The sequence below is a fragment of the Flavobacterium sp. genome (assembly GCF_029242675.1).
Lineage (GTDB): Bacteria > Bacteroidota > Bacteroidia > Flavobacteriales > Flavobacteriaceae > Flavobacterium.
This window is the reverse complement of the sequence record NZ_JAQWTM010000226.1, coordinates 1-15937: the sequence shown is the minus strand read 5'-3', so window position 1 is coordinate 15937 and position 15937 is coordinate 1. Positions and strand designations below refer to the sequence as shown.

Below are 15937 nucleotides of genomic sequence, written 5' to 3'. Positions count from 1 at the left end.
CTCCTGTACTTCGCTCGGATTTTCAAATCCTAGATCTAAAATCGCTTTCAGTAACGATTCACTCAATCCTAATTGTTCAAATTTATTCATATGTATTTTTAAAATAGGGTGCAAAATTACTCTAAATTATTCATATAAACTAATGCAAACTTAAGAATTAATGTTTTATTAGTAATTGATTATCAGAAAGTTGTGTAACTGTAAAACGCATTGTATTTTATGAAGTGGTTAAAAAGCGCTATCTTTTTTAAGTTATAAATGCAGAATGAGTATTTTTTAGTAACTATTTGACAGCATTTAAATAGTGAATGAGTTGGTTTGTTGCTTTAGCTCGATGACTAATTTTATTTTTCAATTCGGCTGAAAGTTCCGCAAAGGTTTGATTGTAATTGGTTGGTTTAAAAATAGGGTCATATCCAAATCCTCCTGTGCCTGATTTTTGCGTAGTTATAGCTCCTTCGGCAATACCGGTAAACAGATGCTGCTTGCCCTTGTAATTTAGTGCAATAACAGTTTTGAAAGCAGCATTTCGGTTGGATTTTGAAAGTAGCTGTTCTAAAACCTTATCCATATTATCAGCAGCGTTACGTTGCGGTCCTGCATAACGAGCGGAATAAACTCCTGGTTCGCCATTTAACTCGTCGATTTCAAGTCCTGTGTCATCGGCAAAGCAATCGTAACCATATTTATCTGATACATAATTAGCTTTTAAAATGGCGTTACCTTCAATAGTATCCGCAGTTTCGGGAATATCCTCAAAACATCCGATTTCTTCTAATCCTATTAATTCAATTGTATCAGGTAATAATTGTTGTATTTCGGCAATTTTATTTTTGTTGTTGGAGGCGAAAACGATTTGCATGTAATGAGTTTTAATTTACACTAGCAAAGATATAAATTATTTAAAAACTATTTTTTTTCATAAGGATGAGGTTAGCGATTTTTTTTTGCTTTTGATTTAACTAGGGTAGGCGAGTCGGCTAATGAATTGCGGTGTTTTTATTGAAATGAAGAAAAACTACAGTTGTTTAATGCCTATGTATTTGTAATAAATTGAATTGATATTCCTTATTGATTACAAAAGGCTTAGCTGTTTTTTTCATAATAGTTTACTTCTTTATAAAAGGTGTAGGGTAAACTAGAACTTTTATTTATTTTAAAATTATTGAAGTTTAAAATAAATAAGCTATATTTCCTTACCAATTTAAGAAAAAGTTAAAGGGTTAAAAACTAATAGTTGTTTTTAACCGCAGTTAATTGAATAACATTTACTTCAATAAAAATGCATAACAATACCCCTACTAGTAGATTATGTCTCGCTATTTTAATGTTATTGTGCTCAAGTACATACTCCCAATATGTTTTTCGTCAAGATACATTACCCAATACGGTCTCACTTCAAAATTTCACCTATCTAGCCGCTGTAGGTGAACAGGAAATGGATGTCAATTTTGTTTTAAAAAATTATGATTCCTTCAATGCAATTAATTTTAAGAATACCAAAGATTATCTGGTTTTTACCGAGAGTAACTTTTGGTCTATGACTACTATTATTAATGAGACAAATTCTGAGCTACATTATTACCTGGAGACAGCTAGACCCATTACTAATCTTGTAGAACTTTAAATAGTAGATGTGAACTCTGGCTCTATTGTAAAGGAAATTAGTGGAGATGGCATTGCTTATAAAGACCGTAGCCATCCCAACCGAAGAAGTCTTTTTGATTTAAAAATTCAGCCCAAAGCTAATTTAAAATTAGTCTTACATGTTAAAAGCGATGGCGAAGTACTCAAATTACCACTAGTGCTATACTCTGCAGATGGTTTTGTTGAAATGAATTCAATGGAACAATTTCTGTTTGGTATTTTTTATGGGATATTGTCAATAGTCGCAATAATTTATTTATTTTTCTTCTTTGCACTAAAAGAGTCCACTTTTCTATATTATAGCTTATACGTTATTTCTGTCGGGTTATTGCAATTTGCGTTAGATGGTTTTTTTTATCAATACGTTACCCCAGGCGGAGGTTGGTTTTCTAATCATGCAGTTTTGTTTTTTGCAATAATAGGTGCTTTTTTATCTGGAAAGTACAGCGAAGTTTTTTTGAACATAAAAAAGCACAGCAAAGTCCTCTTCAAGTTATTTAACATGAGTTATGTATCGTTGTTAGTTTTGTTGTTTTTTTCAGCTTTAGTGCCTGCCGCTTTGCCTTATTGCTATAAGATTGTCAATTTGTTGGTTTTGGTTTTTTTATTATTAATTATTTTTTCTATCATCTATTTATATGTCAAGAAAAAGCCTATCGATACTTTCTTTACTATAGGTATTTTTTTCCTGATTGTAGGGTTTGGTGTTTTTATTTTGAACAATCTTGGATTTATCGAAAATACGTTTACCACTCAAAATAGTTCGAAAATAGGTACGGGACTAGAACTTATTTTCTTGTCACTTTCAATGTCCAATTTAATTAGGAATTTAAAAAATGAAAAGAATGAACTCAACCGTCTTGCCTTAATACGTTCGGAAGAAATGAATGATTTAAAATCATATTTTTTATCCAATATTAGCCATGAATTAAGAACACCCCTTAATGCCATCATGAATTTAATAGACTCTATTTCTACTGAGGTAGAGGATGTTAAAATCAAGGACAATTGTAAGGTTATCAAATATTCTTCTCAAAGTTTGCTGAGTTCTGTAAATGATATTCTTGATTTTTCTAAAATAGAAAAGAATGAGTTAACGTTAGATAAAGCTCCGTTTGATCCTTTAAAATTACTAGAGGAGATCGAAATTAGTGCTGAGATTAGAGCAAAGGAAAAGGGATTAGAATTTAGATTTGAAAAGCCAAACGCCATACTGGTGCAGTTTGTAGGAGATGAAATGAGATTGTCTCAAATTGTGAATAATTTGATCAATAATGCGATAAAATTTACTTCGACAGGTTATGTTTCGTTTAAGATTGCTAGTGAGCAGTTGACTGCTAACAAGGCAGCTTTACAATTAATTATTTCTGATTCAGGAATGGGTATTGCTGAGGAAAAAATAGTGAGTATTTTTGATTCCTTTTCTCAAAATTCGATTAATAATACAAGGAAATTTGGCGGGCTAGGTTTGGGATTATTTATTGTAAAAACTCTTGTGGAGTTGCAAGGCGGTCGGATTAGTGTTGAAAGCGAAGTTGGTAAGGGAACAACTTTTAAGATTGATATGGAGTTTGAAACTGTTGAGGTTAAAAAAGCAGCGCCTGTCGACTTAGATATGCCAGATGTATGCGATTTAGGAGGGAAGACTTTGCTAGTAGTGGAGGATAATGCGATTAATCAAATGGTAATTAAAATGATTACTAAAAAATGGTTGAACACTACAGTATTTTACGCTTTAAATGGTCAGGAAGGCTTAAATACCTTAAAGGAGCATCATATAGATTTAGTGTTGATGGATTTACAAATGCCTATCATGGACGGTTATGAAGCAACCATAGCCATTCGCAATGGTTTAGTAGGAAGTAAATACAGCACAATTCCTATCATAGCAGTGACTGCGGATGTTATGGAAGGAACTAAGTTGAGAACCAAAGAAATTGGCATGAACAATTATTTGTCCAAGCCAATTAAAAAAGAAATTTTATTTTAAGCCGTAAAGGATTTACTTTAACTAAAGCGCAATCGAACAAATACATGTTTGATCCCCTTTTTGTCGGACTCTCTTTCGTCAATCTCTAGGATATCTGTTAATGTTTTTAGCATCGGCGTGAGCTTAACAAATCCGTAATTACGGGGGTCAAATTCGGGTTTTTTCTTAACAATTAAGTTTCCAACATCACCAAGAAATGCCCATCCATCATCATCTCCAATGTCTTCAATGGTGGATTCGATTAATTCAATGGTAGGCTCATCTATTTTATTAAGTGGTTTTTGAGCTGGTTTTTCAACTGCTTTTACTGTTGTTTTTTCAACCGGCTTTTTAGTGTCATTATTTTGTTTAGGTGCTTTTTTCTTAATTGCACCATCTAAGACTTCGATAAATATAAAACGATCGCAAGCGCTTATAAATGGTTTTGGTGTTTTTTGTTCACCAATACCGATAACTTTCATTCCTGCTTCTCTCAACCTAATTGCTAATCTGGTGAAATCACTATCACTAGAAACGATACAAAAACCATCTAGTTTTCCGGTGTACAGTAAATCCATAGCATCAATGATTAATGCGGAATCCGAAGAGTTTTTGCCTGAAGTGTAACTGTATTGTTGGATAGGGGTGATAGCATGCTCTAATAAAACACCTTTCCATCCATTGGCATTTGGACGCGTCCAATCTGCGTAAATACGTTTGGTGGTTGGTGTTCCAAATTTTGTTATTTCTTCCATCATTCCTTTTACATTGCTGTAAGGAACATTGTCAGCATCTATTAATACAGCTAGTTTAAGTTCTTTAGTAAGTTGAGACATAAAATAATTGGTGTAAATTTAGTCAAAGATACAAAGTTTAATCGATTCTGTTTTAGGACTATTTCAATTGACTATTGTTTTGTTTGGCAAAAAACAGTTATCTTGGCTTAAAGAATGTTGTAGAATAGCAATTTTGTACTTTCGCTAAGCAAAAAGAAAGTTGGTGTAACTGGGTTAGTAAAAAGTAGAGTCGTCTATTCGAAAATAAATATAATTTAGCTACTTTTATAAAATTTAAATAATTATTTTTGCAACTTCTTAAAATTAAAATTATTACTTAACGATATTATGGTAAAGGATTTATTCGAAAGAATTCAAAACAATAAAGGACCACTAGGAAAATGGGCTTCACAAGCTGAAGGCTATTTTGTTTTCCCTAAATTAGAAGGTGAACTAGGGCCAAGAATGAAGTTTCATGGAAAGGATATTTTGAATTGGAGTATAAACGATTATTTGGGCCTAGCTAATCATCCTGAAGTTCGTAAAGCAGATGCTGACGCGGCTCTAGAATATGGTGCAGCCTATCCGATGGGTGCGCGTATGATGAGTGGGCATACCACATATCACGAGCAATTAGAGAACGAATTGGCTGCTTTTGTACAAAAAGAATCTGCTTATTTGTTGAATTTTGGATACCAAGGAATCATGTCTTGTATTGACGCCCTTGTTACTAAAAACGATATTATTGTTTATGATGTGGATGCTCATGCTTGCATCATTGATGGTGTTCGTTTACACATGGGTAAACGATTTACGTACAAGCATAATGACCTAGAGAGTATGGAAAAAAACCTGCAACGTGCTACTAAAATGGCTACGGAAACAGGTGGAGGTATACTTTTTATCACTGAAGGTGTTTTTGGAATGCGCGGTCAGCAAGGTAAGCTAACTGAGATCGTTGCGATGAAGGAAAAGTACAACTTCCGTCTTTTAGTTGATGATGCTCACGGTTTTGGAACCTTAGGTAAAACAGGAGCTGGAGCAGGGGAAGAGCAAGGTTGTCAAGACGGAATCGATGTTTACTTTTCGACTTTTGCAAAGTCAATGGCTAGTATTGGTGCTTTTTTAGCAGCTGATAAAGACATTATTGATTATTTAAAATACAATTTGCGTTCTCAAATGTTTGCTAAGGCATTGCCTATGATTCAAACAATTGGAGCACTGAAAAGATTGCAATTGTTGCGAGATAATCCAGGCTTAAAAGATAAACTTTGGGAAAATGTAAATGCATTACAAAGTGGATTGAAAGAAAAGGGATTCAACATTGGGGATACTAACACTTGTGTAACACCTGTTTATCTTGAAGGATCAATTCCAGAGGCAATGATCATGGTGAACGATTTAAGAGAAAATTACAATATATTTTTATCAATAGTAGTTTATCCGGTTATTCCAAAAGGGATCATTTTGCTAAGAATGATTCCTACAGCATCACATACACTAGCTGATATCGATGAGACATTAACCGCTTTTGAAGCTATTCGTGAAAAATTAATAGGCGGAACTTATAAAGAAATTGCTGCTAGAACTACAGTAGATTTAGACGCATAATAGTCCAATACAAGCATAAAAAAATCCATTTACGAAAGTAAATGGATTTTTTTTGTTTTGGTATCTAGATTTAAAGTGTTAATCTAAAAGTTTTTCTGCGGCAATGCACCACAGGATCAAAATTCTTCCAGATAGCATGTATAGCATGGTTATCAGCTAATTCTGGTGTGCGAATGCAATTTTGAATTCCTTTCTCGGTAAACGTCGTATGGTATTCCTTAAAAATGATAGCATGTGCTCCTTTACTTTGATAATCAGGATGAACACCAATAAGATAAAAAGTAACGTCTTTACTGTTTTTCCTAGCATTTAAAAGATGGTAAAAACCAAAAGGGAAAAGTTTTCCATTTGCTTTTTGTAAAGCGCGAGAAAAGCTTGGCATTACTATAGCAAAAGCTACTAAATTATGATCTTTATCTTCGACAAATTTTATGTATTCAGGATTTATAAAACTGATGTATTTTTTTTTGAAATACTCTTTCTGGATATCTGTAATAGGAACAAAAGACGATAAACTAGCGTACGAAGCATTAAATAGATCAAACATTTTGTCTACATAAGGCAAAACGTCTTTCGTCTTTTTAAAATTTAATTCTTTTAATTGATACCTTCTTTTAATTAATTCTTGCGCTTTATCAAAATAATCTAGTTTAACATTTTCGAACGGAAACTTACTCTCGATATATTCTTTCTCAGTAACATAGCCTAACTTCTCAAAATGAGTGGCATAATACGGATGGTTGTACCAAGTAATCATCGTGCCTAATTGATCAAAACCTTCGGTTAAGACGCCTACTTTATCTAAATTAGAAAAACCCATTGGTCCCTCAACATATTCTAAATTATTTTTGCGACCTAGCTCATATACTTTTTCAAGTAGTGCTTTTGTTACTTCTATGTCATTAATTACATCAAACCAACCAAAGCGGACTTTACTCTTTTTTTGATCATTAACCTCGCTCCAATTGATGATAGCGGTAATTCGACCAGCTATTTTATTGTTTTTGTAAGCGAGATAAAAGTAAGCTTCGGCATTTTCAAAAGCGGGGTTTTTAGTTTTGTCAAATGACTCTAGTTCATCTGCAATTATTGGTGGTACCCAAAATTCGTTGTTTTTATAGAGTTCAAAAGGAAATTTTATGTATTCAGTAAGTTCCTTTTTGGTATGGACTTCTTTAATAGTAATCATTATTTTTTTTATATTTTGTCTCGTTATTCAATTGCATCCTTGCGTTTTTTGTCTTTTTTCTCCGCTTTCTTTTCTGACTTAGACTTTTTTCTTCCGCTATTGTCTAAATTCATTCTAACTTCCTTATAATTGGCATTATAGCGCCATGAAAAACCTAGCCCTCCATAAAATATTGTTGGAGTATCTTTAAAATTAGTACTTACTGAGGCGTCAATTTGCATGTCTTTAGTTAGTAAGAATGCGGCACCTCCACGCAAAATAGCATCGCTGTAAAAGTCGCTTTTATATCCTTGATTTTCAATAAATCCAGACCATTTTTCACTTATTCCTTTGGTTAAAGTAATGGCGTAGCCATAACTTGGGAAGTCAGTAGTGACATAATCGGCAATAATATTAGTTACAAAAACCCAAGAACCATCACCTAGGTGGTTTTGAGTAATAAGCATTATTTTAGGCGATATCGAAGCATCTGCAGAAAAGGAATAGGGATTGTTTTTCATGGTGAAATTCGCTCCTGCATATAGCGATACGGCAGGTACTAGTTGTCTCCAATTGAATTTTTGATTCGCTTTCCAACTGTAGATATTAATCTTTTTTTCGTAATTTTTAAAAGGATCGTAAATCAAGTATTTCGCTCCTAAAACGGTTTGCTTCAGTCCTGCTTTGTTAATACTACTGAATGGTGTGTTAAAATCAGCATTTTGGTACTGCAAGTTGGCTACAACTTCCAACCGTTCCATTAATGCGCCATATCTCAGTGTCAGATCAGCTCCAAAACCTTTGGCATCGTATCCAAGTAGTACATGGTTTTCATGAATTCCGTAGGCACCTGTTTCGACTTGAATCACTGATTTTCCTACTGCAAAGGCTGACATAGTAACTCCAGGTCTGTTAGAGTTGATTTGATCAGTATGCTGAGCATAATTAGAACTACAAATCAGTACTAGAACTAAAAGCGAGTATAATTTAGATTTTGACATATTCTTTGCTGTTTAAAATAATAACGTATTTCAAATGTACTATATTTTATCATTTATTTAAGAGTCATATTTTAAGTTTGTTCCTAATTTTCGACTTTGATTCCTTAATTTTGCTAAAAAATATCTACTTATGGAAACGGCTTCATTTACTGGTTTTGTAAAAACTATCTTTTATAGTCTCATGTTTTACTATGTTTTAAAATTTCTAGCAAAGTTATTTCTTCCGCTATTAGTTAAAAAAGTAGTTGAAAAAGCAGGCCAGAATTTCCAACAGCAACAACAAAACTACTCTCAGGATAATTCATGGCAAAGGACAGCTGCGAAAGATGAGATTATCTACAACACAGCCAATGCAAAAAAACCAAAAGAAACTAAAAAAGTAGGGGACTATGTTGATTACGAAGAAATAGATTAATTTTGGTCCTGAAAATCTCCTTTTTTATTAAATTAAAAGTTTTAAATTGAAAATAGTAAATAAATTTTATCCGCATATTTTAGCCCTTATTGGTTTTATTATAGTTTCACTAATTTATTTCTATCCCGTACTTCAAGGGAAGCAAATTTTTCAATCAGATATTGTTCAATATACGGGAATGGCTAAAGAGCAAAATGACTTTAGAGCCACTGAACACCTGGAACCATACTGGAGCAACAGTGCCTTCGGAGGTATGCCAACGTACCAGTTAGGAGCAAAATACCCTTATGATTTTATTGGCGCGATAGATGATGTTTTACGTTTTTTACCTCGTCCAGCGGATTATTTATTTTTATACTTTTTAGGTTTTTATGGATTATTACTTGTCTTAAAAGTAGATCCTTTAAAAGCGTTTTTTGGCGCAGTGGCTTTTGGGTTTTCTACTTATCTCATCATAATTTTAGGAGTAGGGCACAATGCCAAAGCACACGCGATTGCCTATATGCCCATGGTTATTGCCGGTTTTATTCTAGTTTTCAGAAAACGATATGTAGTAGGCGGTTTACTTACTTTGTTTGCAACGGCGCTTGAAATCAATGCGAACCACTTTCAAATGACCTACTATCTTTTGATTTTCTTGTTGATTCTGTCCAGTTATTTTATATATTTCGAACTTAAGAAGAAAGACTTTAAGTCCTTGTTTATCTCAATTGGTGTCTTAGCGGTAGCCGGAATTCTCGCAATTGGTGCGAATGCTACAAATTTATTAGCAACAGCTGAGTATGCTAACTTTAGTACTCGTAGTAAAAGTGAGCTAAACTTTAATCCAGATGGATCTAAAAATACGGCTAGTACCGCTATGAGTCGTGATTATATTACAGAGTACAGCTATGGAGTGGCAGAAAGTTTTAATTTAATTGCTCCTAGACTTTTTGGGGGCTCTAATCATGAAGCCGTAGGTACGGATAGTAGTATGTATGACTTTATGGTAGGGCAAGGCGTGCCAGAAGGTCAAGCAGCTGATTTTGCATCGGGCTTACCTACCTATTGGGGAGATCAACCTATTGTTGCGGCACCCGCATACATTGGTGCAGTTGTTTTCTTTTTAGCTTTAATTGGCTTATTTATTGACGATCGCAAAATAAAATATGTATTTCTATCGGGAGCAATAGTGTCGCTTTTATTATCTTGGGGTAAAAATTTTCCAGCTCTAACAGACTTTTTTATTGATAACGTTCCCATGTACAATAAGTTTAGAGCGGTGTCCTCTATTCAGGTTATATTAGAATTATGTTTTCCGGTTCTCGCGATAATGGGTCTGCAGTCCTTTTTTAAATTAGAAAAAGAGCTGCGATGGAAATCCCTTTGGCAACCTACTGCAGCTGCTCTAGGATTGATTATATTATTGTTCTTTGGCAAGAGTCTTTTTGATTTTGAGGGACCTAACGACAGTTATTTTGTACAGAGTTATGGGCCAGGTTTTGTAGATGCTTTAAAAGCAGATAGAATGAGCTTGTACAGTGCCGATTTATTGCGCTCAGGCTTCTTTATAGTCTTAACTGCAGGTGTTTTATGGTTATTCATAAAAAATAAAATCGCTCAAAATACAGCTATTATTCTCGTGGGACTGTTTATGGTTTCTGATTTGTTTTTTGTGGATAAAAATTATGTATCATCCAAGGATTTTGTTAGTGCAAGAGAGGTACAAGTCCCTTTTGTAGAAACGCCTGCTGATGCCATGATTTTACAAGACACTACACATTACCGCGTGTTCGAAGTAAGTGGGAATTTTTCGAGTGCTCGCGCTTCTTATTTTCATAAATCAATTGGTGGCTATCATGCTGCTAAACCTAGAAGGGTACAGCAGTTATTTGATTACCAAATTGCCAAAAACAATTTGGAAGTCTTGAATATGCTTAATGTAAAATATGTAATTCAAACTGATAAAGAAGGCAAAGAATTTCCTGTTATTAATCCAGATGCAAATGGAAATGCATGGTTTGTAAATGATATTAAGTTAGTCAATAAAGCCGATGACGAAATGAAGATGCTTAACAATATCAATACTAAGAAGGCAGCTATTTTTAATATTCATTTGTATGGTGCTAAATTTAAAAATGCGCGTTTAAAGCGAAATTTAGATACTACGGGTACAATTACTTTGAATGTTTATAAGCCTAACTACATCAAGTACAGTTCAGATAGTAAAAAAGAGGGCTTAGCTGTTTTTTCTGAAATTTATTATGAAAAAGGATGGAACGCCTACATTGATGGCGAAAAGACTAGCCACTTTCCTGTAGATTACGTCTTAAGAGGGATGATGGTTCCCGAAGGAAAGCATACAATAGAGTTCAAATTTGAACCCGATGTAATACAGACGGGAAGTAGTATTACAATAGCTAGCGGAATAGGTATTTTAATCTTGTTGGTTGCCGGTATTTATTTTGAAAAGAAGAAGATCGCCAAGATAATAGACTAATTATATTTTTTAAATAAGTCTAGTCATAACGGTAACCCACCAACAATTATAAATTGGAACATAAAAAAATCTTAATTATTACTTATTATTGGCCTCCCGCTGGTGGTCCTGGAGTGCAACGATGGCTTAAGTTTGTCAAATATTTGCCCGACTTTGGAATTGAACCGGTGGTTTATATTCCCCAAAATCCAACGTATCCAATTATCGATAAAAATTTAGAAAAAGATGTTTCAGATAAAGCAATAATACTGCGAAAAAATATCTTTGAGCCCTATCAACTGGCTTCATTTTTGTCTAAGAACAAAACTCAGAAAATGAATTCGGGGATTATTCCCAATCAAAAAAAACAGCAGTTTTTAGATAAGGTATTATTATGGATTCGCGGAAACTTGTTTATTCCTGATGCCCGCTGTTTTTGGGTGAAACCATCAATAAAGTATTTGGAAAACTATATCACTGAGAATAATATCGATACCATCATTACATCGGGTCCGCCTCATAGTTTACATTTAATAGGTTTGGGTTTAAAAAATAAGTTAGACTTAAAATGGTTTGCTGATTTTCGTGATCCTTGGACAACCATAGGTTATCATAAATCACTAAGACTTTCGGCTTATGCCGCTAAGAAGCATAAAAAATTAGAGCATCAGGTTTTAAATACAGCAGATGCAATCATAGTGACTAGTAAAACTACTAAAACCGAATTCCAAGCGCTGACTACAAAACCTATAACTGTTATTACAAATGGTTTTGATACTGAAATTGTACCAACTCAGGTTAAGGATACTAAATTTAGTTTGGCACATATAGGCTCCTTTTTATCGAATCGAAATCCTGTAATCCTATGGGAAAGCTTAGCAGAGTTAATTGAAGAAATCCCTAGTTTTAAACGTGATTTAGAACTAAAACTTATAGGAGCGGTAAGTCAAGAAGTATTAGATGCGATTAGCGCAAGGACTTTAGCTACTTACCTCAATACAATGGGTTACGTTTCACATAGTGTGGCTATTGCCGAACAACGTAAATCTCAGGTGCTTTTATTGATCGAAATTGATTCTGAGGATACCAAAAGTATTATTCCTGGGAAGTTATTTGAATATATGGTTTCTAACCGACCTATAATTGCCATAGGTCCTAAAAACTCTGATTTTGAGTCAATTATTAAGGATACTAACACTGGAGTGTTTTTTGAATACAACCAAAAGGAGAAACTCAAACAAACAATTACACACTATTACAATCAATATTTAGAGGGAAATTTACAAGCACATGGAGTAGGTGTCGAAAAGTATTCTCGCAAAAATCTAACGGGAGAGTTAGTAGCACTTCTTAATAACTAATAATCAATTCCTAAATTACCATGGGTATAGTACTAAATCAGTCTTTAAAAAATACGATAATCACTTATATTGGTTTTGGGATTGGCGCTATCAATACAATTTTTTTATATCCTTATTTTTTAGGCGCTACGTATTACGCGTTAACTAATTATATACTATCGGCTTCTAGTATTGTTATGCCATTACTTGCTTTTGGAATGCAAAACACCTTGGTTAAGTTTTATTCACAGTGTAAAACGGAACAAGAGGAAGACCGGTTTCTCTCTTTCTCCGTCTTTTTTCCACTGGTCTTATCGGTTCCATTGTTGCTGATTGGCTGGTTCTTTTTTGATGAAATAGCAGCTTATTTGTCGAAAGAAAATCCAATCGTTAAAGATTTTTTATGGCTAATTCCTTTTACAGGATTGTGTATGGCATACTTCGAGATATTTTATGCTTGGGCGCGTGTACACATGCATTCCGTGTTTGGTAATTTTATTAAGGAGGTTGGATTACGTACATTTTCATTATTCGCGTTGATTGCTATTTATTACAATTGGATAACAATCGTACAGTTCGTTTATGTAACAGCGGCAATTTATTTTGTAGCTTTGATTGTAACGATGTTGTATGCTTTTTACTTAAAAAGACCTAACTTTCAACTTGGGCTTCCTCATAATTTTAAAGATATAGTTGTTTACACTTTTTTCATTATTTTATCAGGGAGTGTAGCTACTTTGTTGCTAGATATTGATAAGATTATGCTTAATCAATACATTAAAATAGAGAATATTGCCTATTATTCTATCGCTACTTACATTGCGTTAGTTATCTCCGTTCCAAGCAGAGCGATGCATCAGATAGTATATCCCATCACTGCAAAATTAATGCACGAAGACAAACAAGAGGAATTGAATGAACTTTATAAAAAGACTTCGATTAATTTACAAATCGTAGGTGGTTTTGTCATGCTTTGTATTTTTGTAAATATCAATCAGCTGTATGATATGATTCCTAAAGAGTATGGAGGAGGAGTTTTAGTCGTTTTTATGATTGGTCTGTCAAAGTATTTTGATTTAATTTTAGGAAATAATAATGCCATTATTTTTAATACAAAATATTATAGGGCAGTGTTGTTTTTGGGTGTGGTTTTAGTTTTTCTAACCGTTATTTTAAATATGATTTTTATACCAATGTTTGGTATTCTAGGTTCGGCTTTTGCGACATTATTATCTATTACCTTATACAGTTTGGCAAAGCTAATGTTCGTGGTGAAACGCTTGCACTTGTATCCATTTACCAAAGAAACCGTTTATTCGATGTTGTTGACCTTTGGGTTGTTCTTGTTGTTTTATTTTTGGCAATTTCCTTTTAATCCCATAATTGCAATTATCTTAAAATCAATATTAGTAACTATTGCTTATGTTTATTTGAACTTTAAGTTTAAATTGTCGCTACAAATCAATGAAGTCTTAGATGGATTATTAAAGAAATTCAAATTAAGCAACTAAACTTCTGTAGTAAAGCCTACCTGTGTTAATCACTAAATGTGGGTATTGACTTGATTTGATTTTCTTTTTATTTTTGTTTAGTTATACTTGAAACTAGTTTTGGAGCAAACATTACAATTATGAAAAGAGATCAGTTTATTAGGGAAGAGGACTGGGAAAATTATCTTTCTATTTTGTCTTCAAAAGTAAATAGCGGGTTCGTTATTGAAGAAAAAAATGACAAACTACCTTTTACGGTTTTATCCAAAGAAAATAGGAAAGTCAATCACAATTTTAATTTGCTACTTTGTTGCATAACCTTGGGACTTTGGTTGTTCGTTTGGGCGTATTTATACTATTCCTCAAATAAAAAAAGGAAAATATTAGTTGCAATTGATGAAGATGGAAAAACCTTTGTTGAGAACTGTTTTTAAACTATATTTGCATGTATAAAATTCTAACATTTTTTTAAATCACTCTTATGAAAAAAGCTATTTTATCCTTAGCAGTAATTTTAATTAATTTTTCTGTTATTTCCGCTCAAACAGATGGCTCAACATCAACTCAGCAGGATTCTGTAGTAGTAATTAAAGAAAATAATTTACCAAAAAAAAACAATATTAAGTTTAGCTTAACGAGTCTTATTTTTAATAATTACCAATTTCAATATGAGAGAAGTTTAACCAAACGCATAGGTGTAGTTATAGGTTATAGTTTTATTCCAAAGGGTGCTGTTCTATATAAAAGTCAGTTAAGTGATTTAACATCAGGAAGCTCAGATACACAAGGAATGTTTGATAATACTGAATTAGGTTATACTGCTATTACTCCTGAGGTACGATTTTATGTAGGAAAGGGGTACGGAAAAGGATTTTATATCGCACCTTTTTATAGAAATCTAAAGTATGATGTCACAGGAGTTAGATTTACTTACACAAATCAAATTGGTGGAAAAGATAATATTGATATGGGTGGTAAACTTAGTGCAAATACTTTTGGACTTCAATTTGGAGCACAGTTTAATTTAGGGAAACACCTTATTTTAGATTGGTGGATAGCAGGAGCACATTACGGTACATCTCAAGGGAATTTTGTGGGTGTAACGTCAAGAACGTTAACAGCTTTTGAACAAAATGAATTACAAAAAGAGCTAGATAAAATTGAACTACCGTTATCGGATGTTAACGCTAAGGCGAATGCAAATGGAGCAACGATTAATATCAGCGGTCCATGGGCTGGGGTTCGAAGTGGAATAAGTTTAGGTTACAGATTCTAGAAATAAGAGAGATATAAATAAAAAAGCAGAAAAATAGTTACTATTTTTCTGCTTTTTTATTTATAAAACTTCTTTTAAATAAACTCCAGTAATGGATTTTTTGTTTTTAGCTATTTCTTCAGGTGTACCTACTGCAAGCAATTGACCACCGTTCTCACCGCCTTCGGGTCCTAGATCAATAATCCAATCACCACATTTTATCAAGTCTAGGTTGTGTTCTATAACTAGTATAGAATGGCCTTTTTCGATTAAAGCATCAAAGGAAGCCAAGAGTTTTTTAATATCATGAAAATGCAAACCAGTTGTAGGCTCATCAAATACAAAAAGAGCTTTATCTTTAGTTGCTCCTTTAACTAGAAAAGAAGCCAATTTGATACGTTGTGCTTCTCCACCAGAGAGCGTTGAGGACGATTGCCCTAATTGAACGTAACCCAAACCAACATCTTGCAATGGCTTTAGTTTTTGTGTAATCTTAGCTTGCTTATTATTCTCAAAAAACGCTACTGCATCATCGATAGTCATAGTTAGAATATCATGGATGTTTTTGTCGTTAAAGGTGACTTCAAGGACCTCTTTTTTAAAGCGTTTGCCATGACAGGTTTCACACGGTAATTGTACATCGGCCATAAAAACCATTTCCACATTGATCGAACCTTCACCTTTGCAGGTTTCACAACGTCCACCATCTACGTTAAACGAAAAATGTTTGGCTTGATACCCTCTTATTTGTGATAGTTTCTCTTTCGAAAATAAATCTCTGATATCATCGTAGGCTTTGATGTAGGT

14 protein-coding genes are annotated in these 15937 nt (G+C 33.5%); 9 read left to right on the top strand and 5 right to left on the bottom strand.

The annotated features are described in order from the left end of the window. Positions 1-283 precede the first annotated feature (283 nt). Positions 284-862, bottom strand: a complete 579-nt coding sequence (locus tag P8M54_RS08315) for a non-canonical purine NTP diphosphatase (RefSeq protein WP_300287125.1) — start codon at positions 860-862, stop codon at positions 284-286. A 420-nt stretch (positions 863-1282) separates the two neighbouring features. Here P8M54_RS08315 and P8M54_RS08310 point away from each other — a divergent pair, with 420 nt between their 5' ends. Next, positions 1283-1627 carry a hypothetical protein gene (locus P8M54_RS08310; RefSeq protein WP_300287124.1) on the top strand — a complete coding sequence of 115 codons (345 nt, stop codon included), beginning with the start codon at positions 1283-1285 and terminating at the stop codon, positions 1625-1627. A gap of 9 nt (positions 1628-1636) precedes the next feature. Further along, the gene (locus P8M54_RS08305; RefSeq protein ID WP_300287122.1) at positions 1637-3637 is read left to right on the top strand and encodes a 7TM diverse intracellular signaling domain-containing protein; all 2001 of its coding nucleotides are present in this window, start codon (positions 1637-1639) and stop codon (positions 3635-3637) included. 17 nt (positions 3638-3654) lie between these two features. Here the strand turns inward: P8M54_RS08305 and P8M54_RS08300 are convergent, their stop codons facing one another. Further along, a complete protein-coding gene (locus P8M54_RS08300) occupies positions 3655-4452 on the bottom strand; it encodes an NYN domain-containing protein (RefSeq protein ID WP_300287120.1) in 798 nt (265 codons plus the stop codon). 288 nt (positions 4453-4740) lie between these two features. On the opposite strand from P8M54_RS08300, the gene P8M54_RS08295 reads away from it, so the two are divergent. Further along, positions 4741-6003, top strand: a complete 1263-nt coding sequence (locus P8M54_RS08295) for a pyridoxal phosphate-dependent aminotransferase family protein (RefSeq protein ID WP_300287118.1) — start codon at positions 4741-4743, stop codon at positions 6001-6003. A 70-nt stretch (positions 6004-6073) separates the two neighbouring features. Here P8M54_RS08295 and P8M54_RS08290 read toward each other — a convergent pair whose 3' ends face one another. Both P8M54_RS08290 and P8M54_RS08285 read right to left on the bottom strand, forming a co-directional pair. Continuing rightward, on the bottom strand, positions 6074-7192 hold the full coding sequence (locus P8M54_RS08290; protein ID WP_300287116.1) for a GTP cyclohydrolase: 1119 nt from the start codon (positions 7190-7192) through the stop codon (positions 6074-6076). 23 nt (positions 7193-7215) lie between these two features. Beyond that, a complete protein-coding gene (locus P8M54_RS08285; RefSeq protein WP_300287114.1) occupies positions 7216-8172 on the bottom strand; it encodes a transporter in 957 nt (318 codons plus the stop codon). A 130-nt stretch (positions 8173-8302) separates the two neighbouring features. Here P8M54_RS08285 and P8M54_RS08280 point away from each other — a divergent pair, with 130 nt between their 5' ends. From P8M54_RS08280 to P8M54_RS08255, 6 genes are all read left to right on the top strand, one after another. Next, the gene (locus tag P8M54_RS08280; protein ID WP_300287112.1) at positions 8303-8587 is read left to right on the top strand and encodes a DUF4834 family protein; all 285 of its coding nucleotides are present in this window, start codon (positions 8303-8305) and stop codon (positions 8585-8587) included. 46 nt (positions 8588-8633) lie between these two features. After that, positions 8634-11066, top strand: a complete 2433-nt coding sequence (locus P8M54_RS08275; RefSeq protein WP_300287110.1) for a YfhO family protein — start codon at positions 8634-8636, stop codon at positions 11064-11066. Between the two features lie 53 nt (positions 11067-11119). Beyond that, on the top strand, positions 11120-12406 hold the full coding sequence (locus P8M54_RS08270) for a glycosyltransferase family 4 protein (RefSeq protein WP_300287108.1): 1287 nt from the start codon (positions 11120-11122) through the stop codon (positions 12404-12406). Between the two features lie 20 nt (positions 12407-12426). Next, positions 12427-13896 carry an oligosaccharide flippase family protein gene (locus P8M54_RS08265; protein ID WP_300287106.1) on the top strand — a complete coding sequence of 490 codons (1470 nt, stop codon included), beginning with the start codon at positions 12427-12429 and terminating at the stop codon, positions 13894-13896. A 119-nt stretch (positions 13897-14015) separates the two neighbouring features. Continuing rightward, positions 14016-14309: a hypothetical protein gene (locus P8M54_RS08260; protein WP_300287104.1), complete on the top strand. Its 294-nt coding sequence runs from the start codon at positions 14016-14018 to the stop codon at positions 14307-14309. A 47-nt stretch (positions 14310-14356) separates the two neighbouring features. Next, a complete protein-coding gene (locus tag P8M54_RS08255; RefSeq protein ID WP_300287102.1) occupies positions 14357-15151 on the top strand; it encodes a DUF3575 domain-containing protein in 795 nt (264 codons plus the stop codon). Positions 15152-15211: 60 nt separating this feature from the next. On the opposite strand, the gene P8M54_RS08250 is transcribed toward P8M54_RS08255, so the two are convergent. Then, positions 15212-15937: ATP-binding cassette domain-containing protein (locus P8M54_RS08250; protein WP_300287100.1), on the bottom strand; the 726-nt coding region annotated here is incomplete at its 5' end.

Coding starts and splice junctions, on each gene's coding strand:
- P8M54_RS08315 (WP_300287125.1), bottom strand. CDS start 862: ATGCAAATCGTTTTCGCCTCCAACAACAAAAATAAAATTGCCGAAATA.
- P8M54_RS08310 (WP_300287124.1), top strand. CDS start 1,283: ATGCATAACAATACCCCTACTAGTAGATTATGTCTCGCTATTTTAATG.
- P8M54_RS08300 (WP_300287120.1), bottom strand. CDS start 4,452: ATGTCTCAACTTACTAAAGAACTTAAACTAGCTGTATTAATAGATGCT.
- P8M54_RS08295 (WP_300287118.1), top strand. CDS start 4,741: ATGGTAAAGGATTTATTCGAAAGAATTCAAAACAATAAAGGACCACTA.
- P8M54_RS08290 (WP_300287116.1), bottom strand. CDS start 7,192: ATGATTACTATTAAAGAAGTCCATACCAAAAAGGAACTTACTGAATAC.
- P8M54_RS08285 (WP_300287114.1), bottom strand. CDS start 8,172: ATGTCAAAATCTAAATTATACTCGCTTTTAGTTCTAGTACTGATTTGT.
- P8M54_RS08280 (WP_300287112.1), top strand. CDS start 8,303: ATGGAAACGGCTTCATTTACTGGTTTTGTAAAAACTATCTTTTATAGT.
- P8M54_RS08265 (WP_300287106.1), top strand. CDS start 12,427: ATGGGTATAGTACTAAATCAGTCTTTAAAAAATACGATAATCACTTAT.
- P8M54_RS08260 (WP_300287104.1), top strand. CDS start 14,016: ATGAAAAGAGATCAGTTTATTAGGGAAGAGGACTGGGAAAATTATCTT.
- P8M54_RS08255 (WP_300287102.1), top strand. CDS start 14,357: ATGAAAAAAGCTATTTTATCCTTAGCAGTAATTTTAATTAATTTTTCT.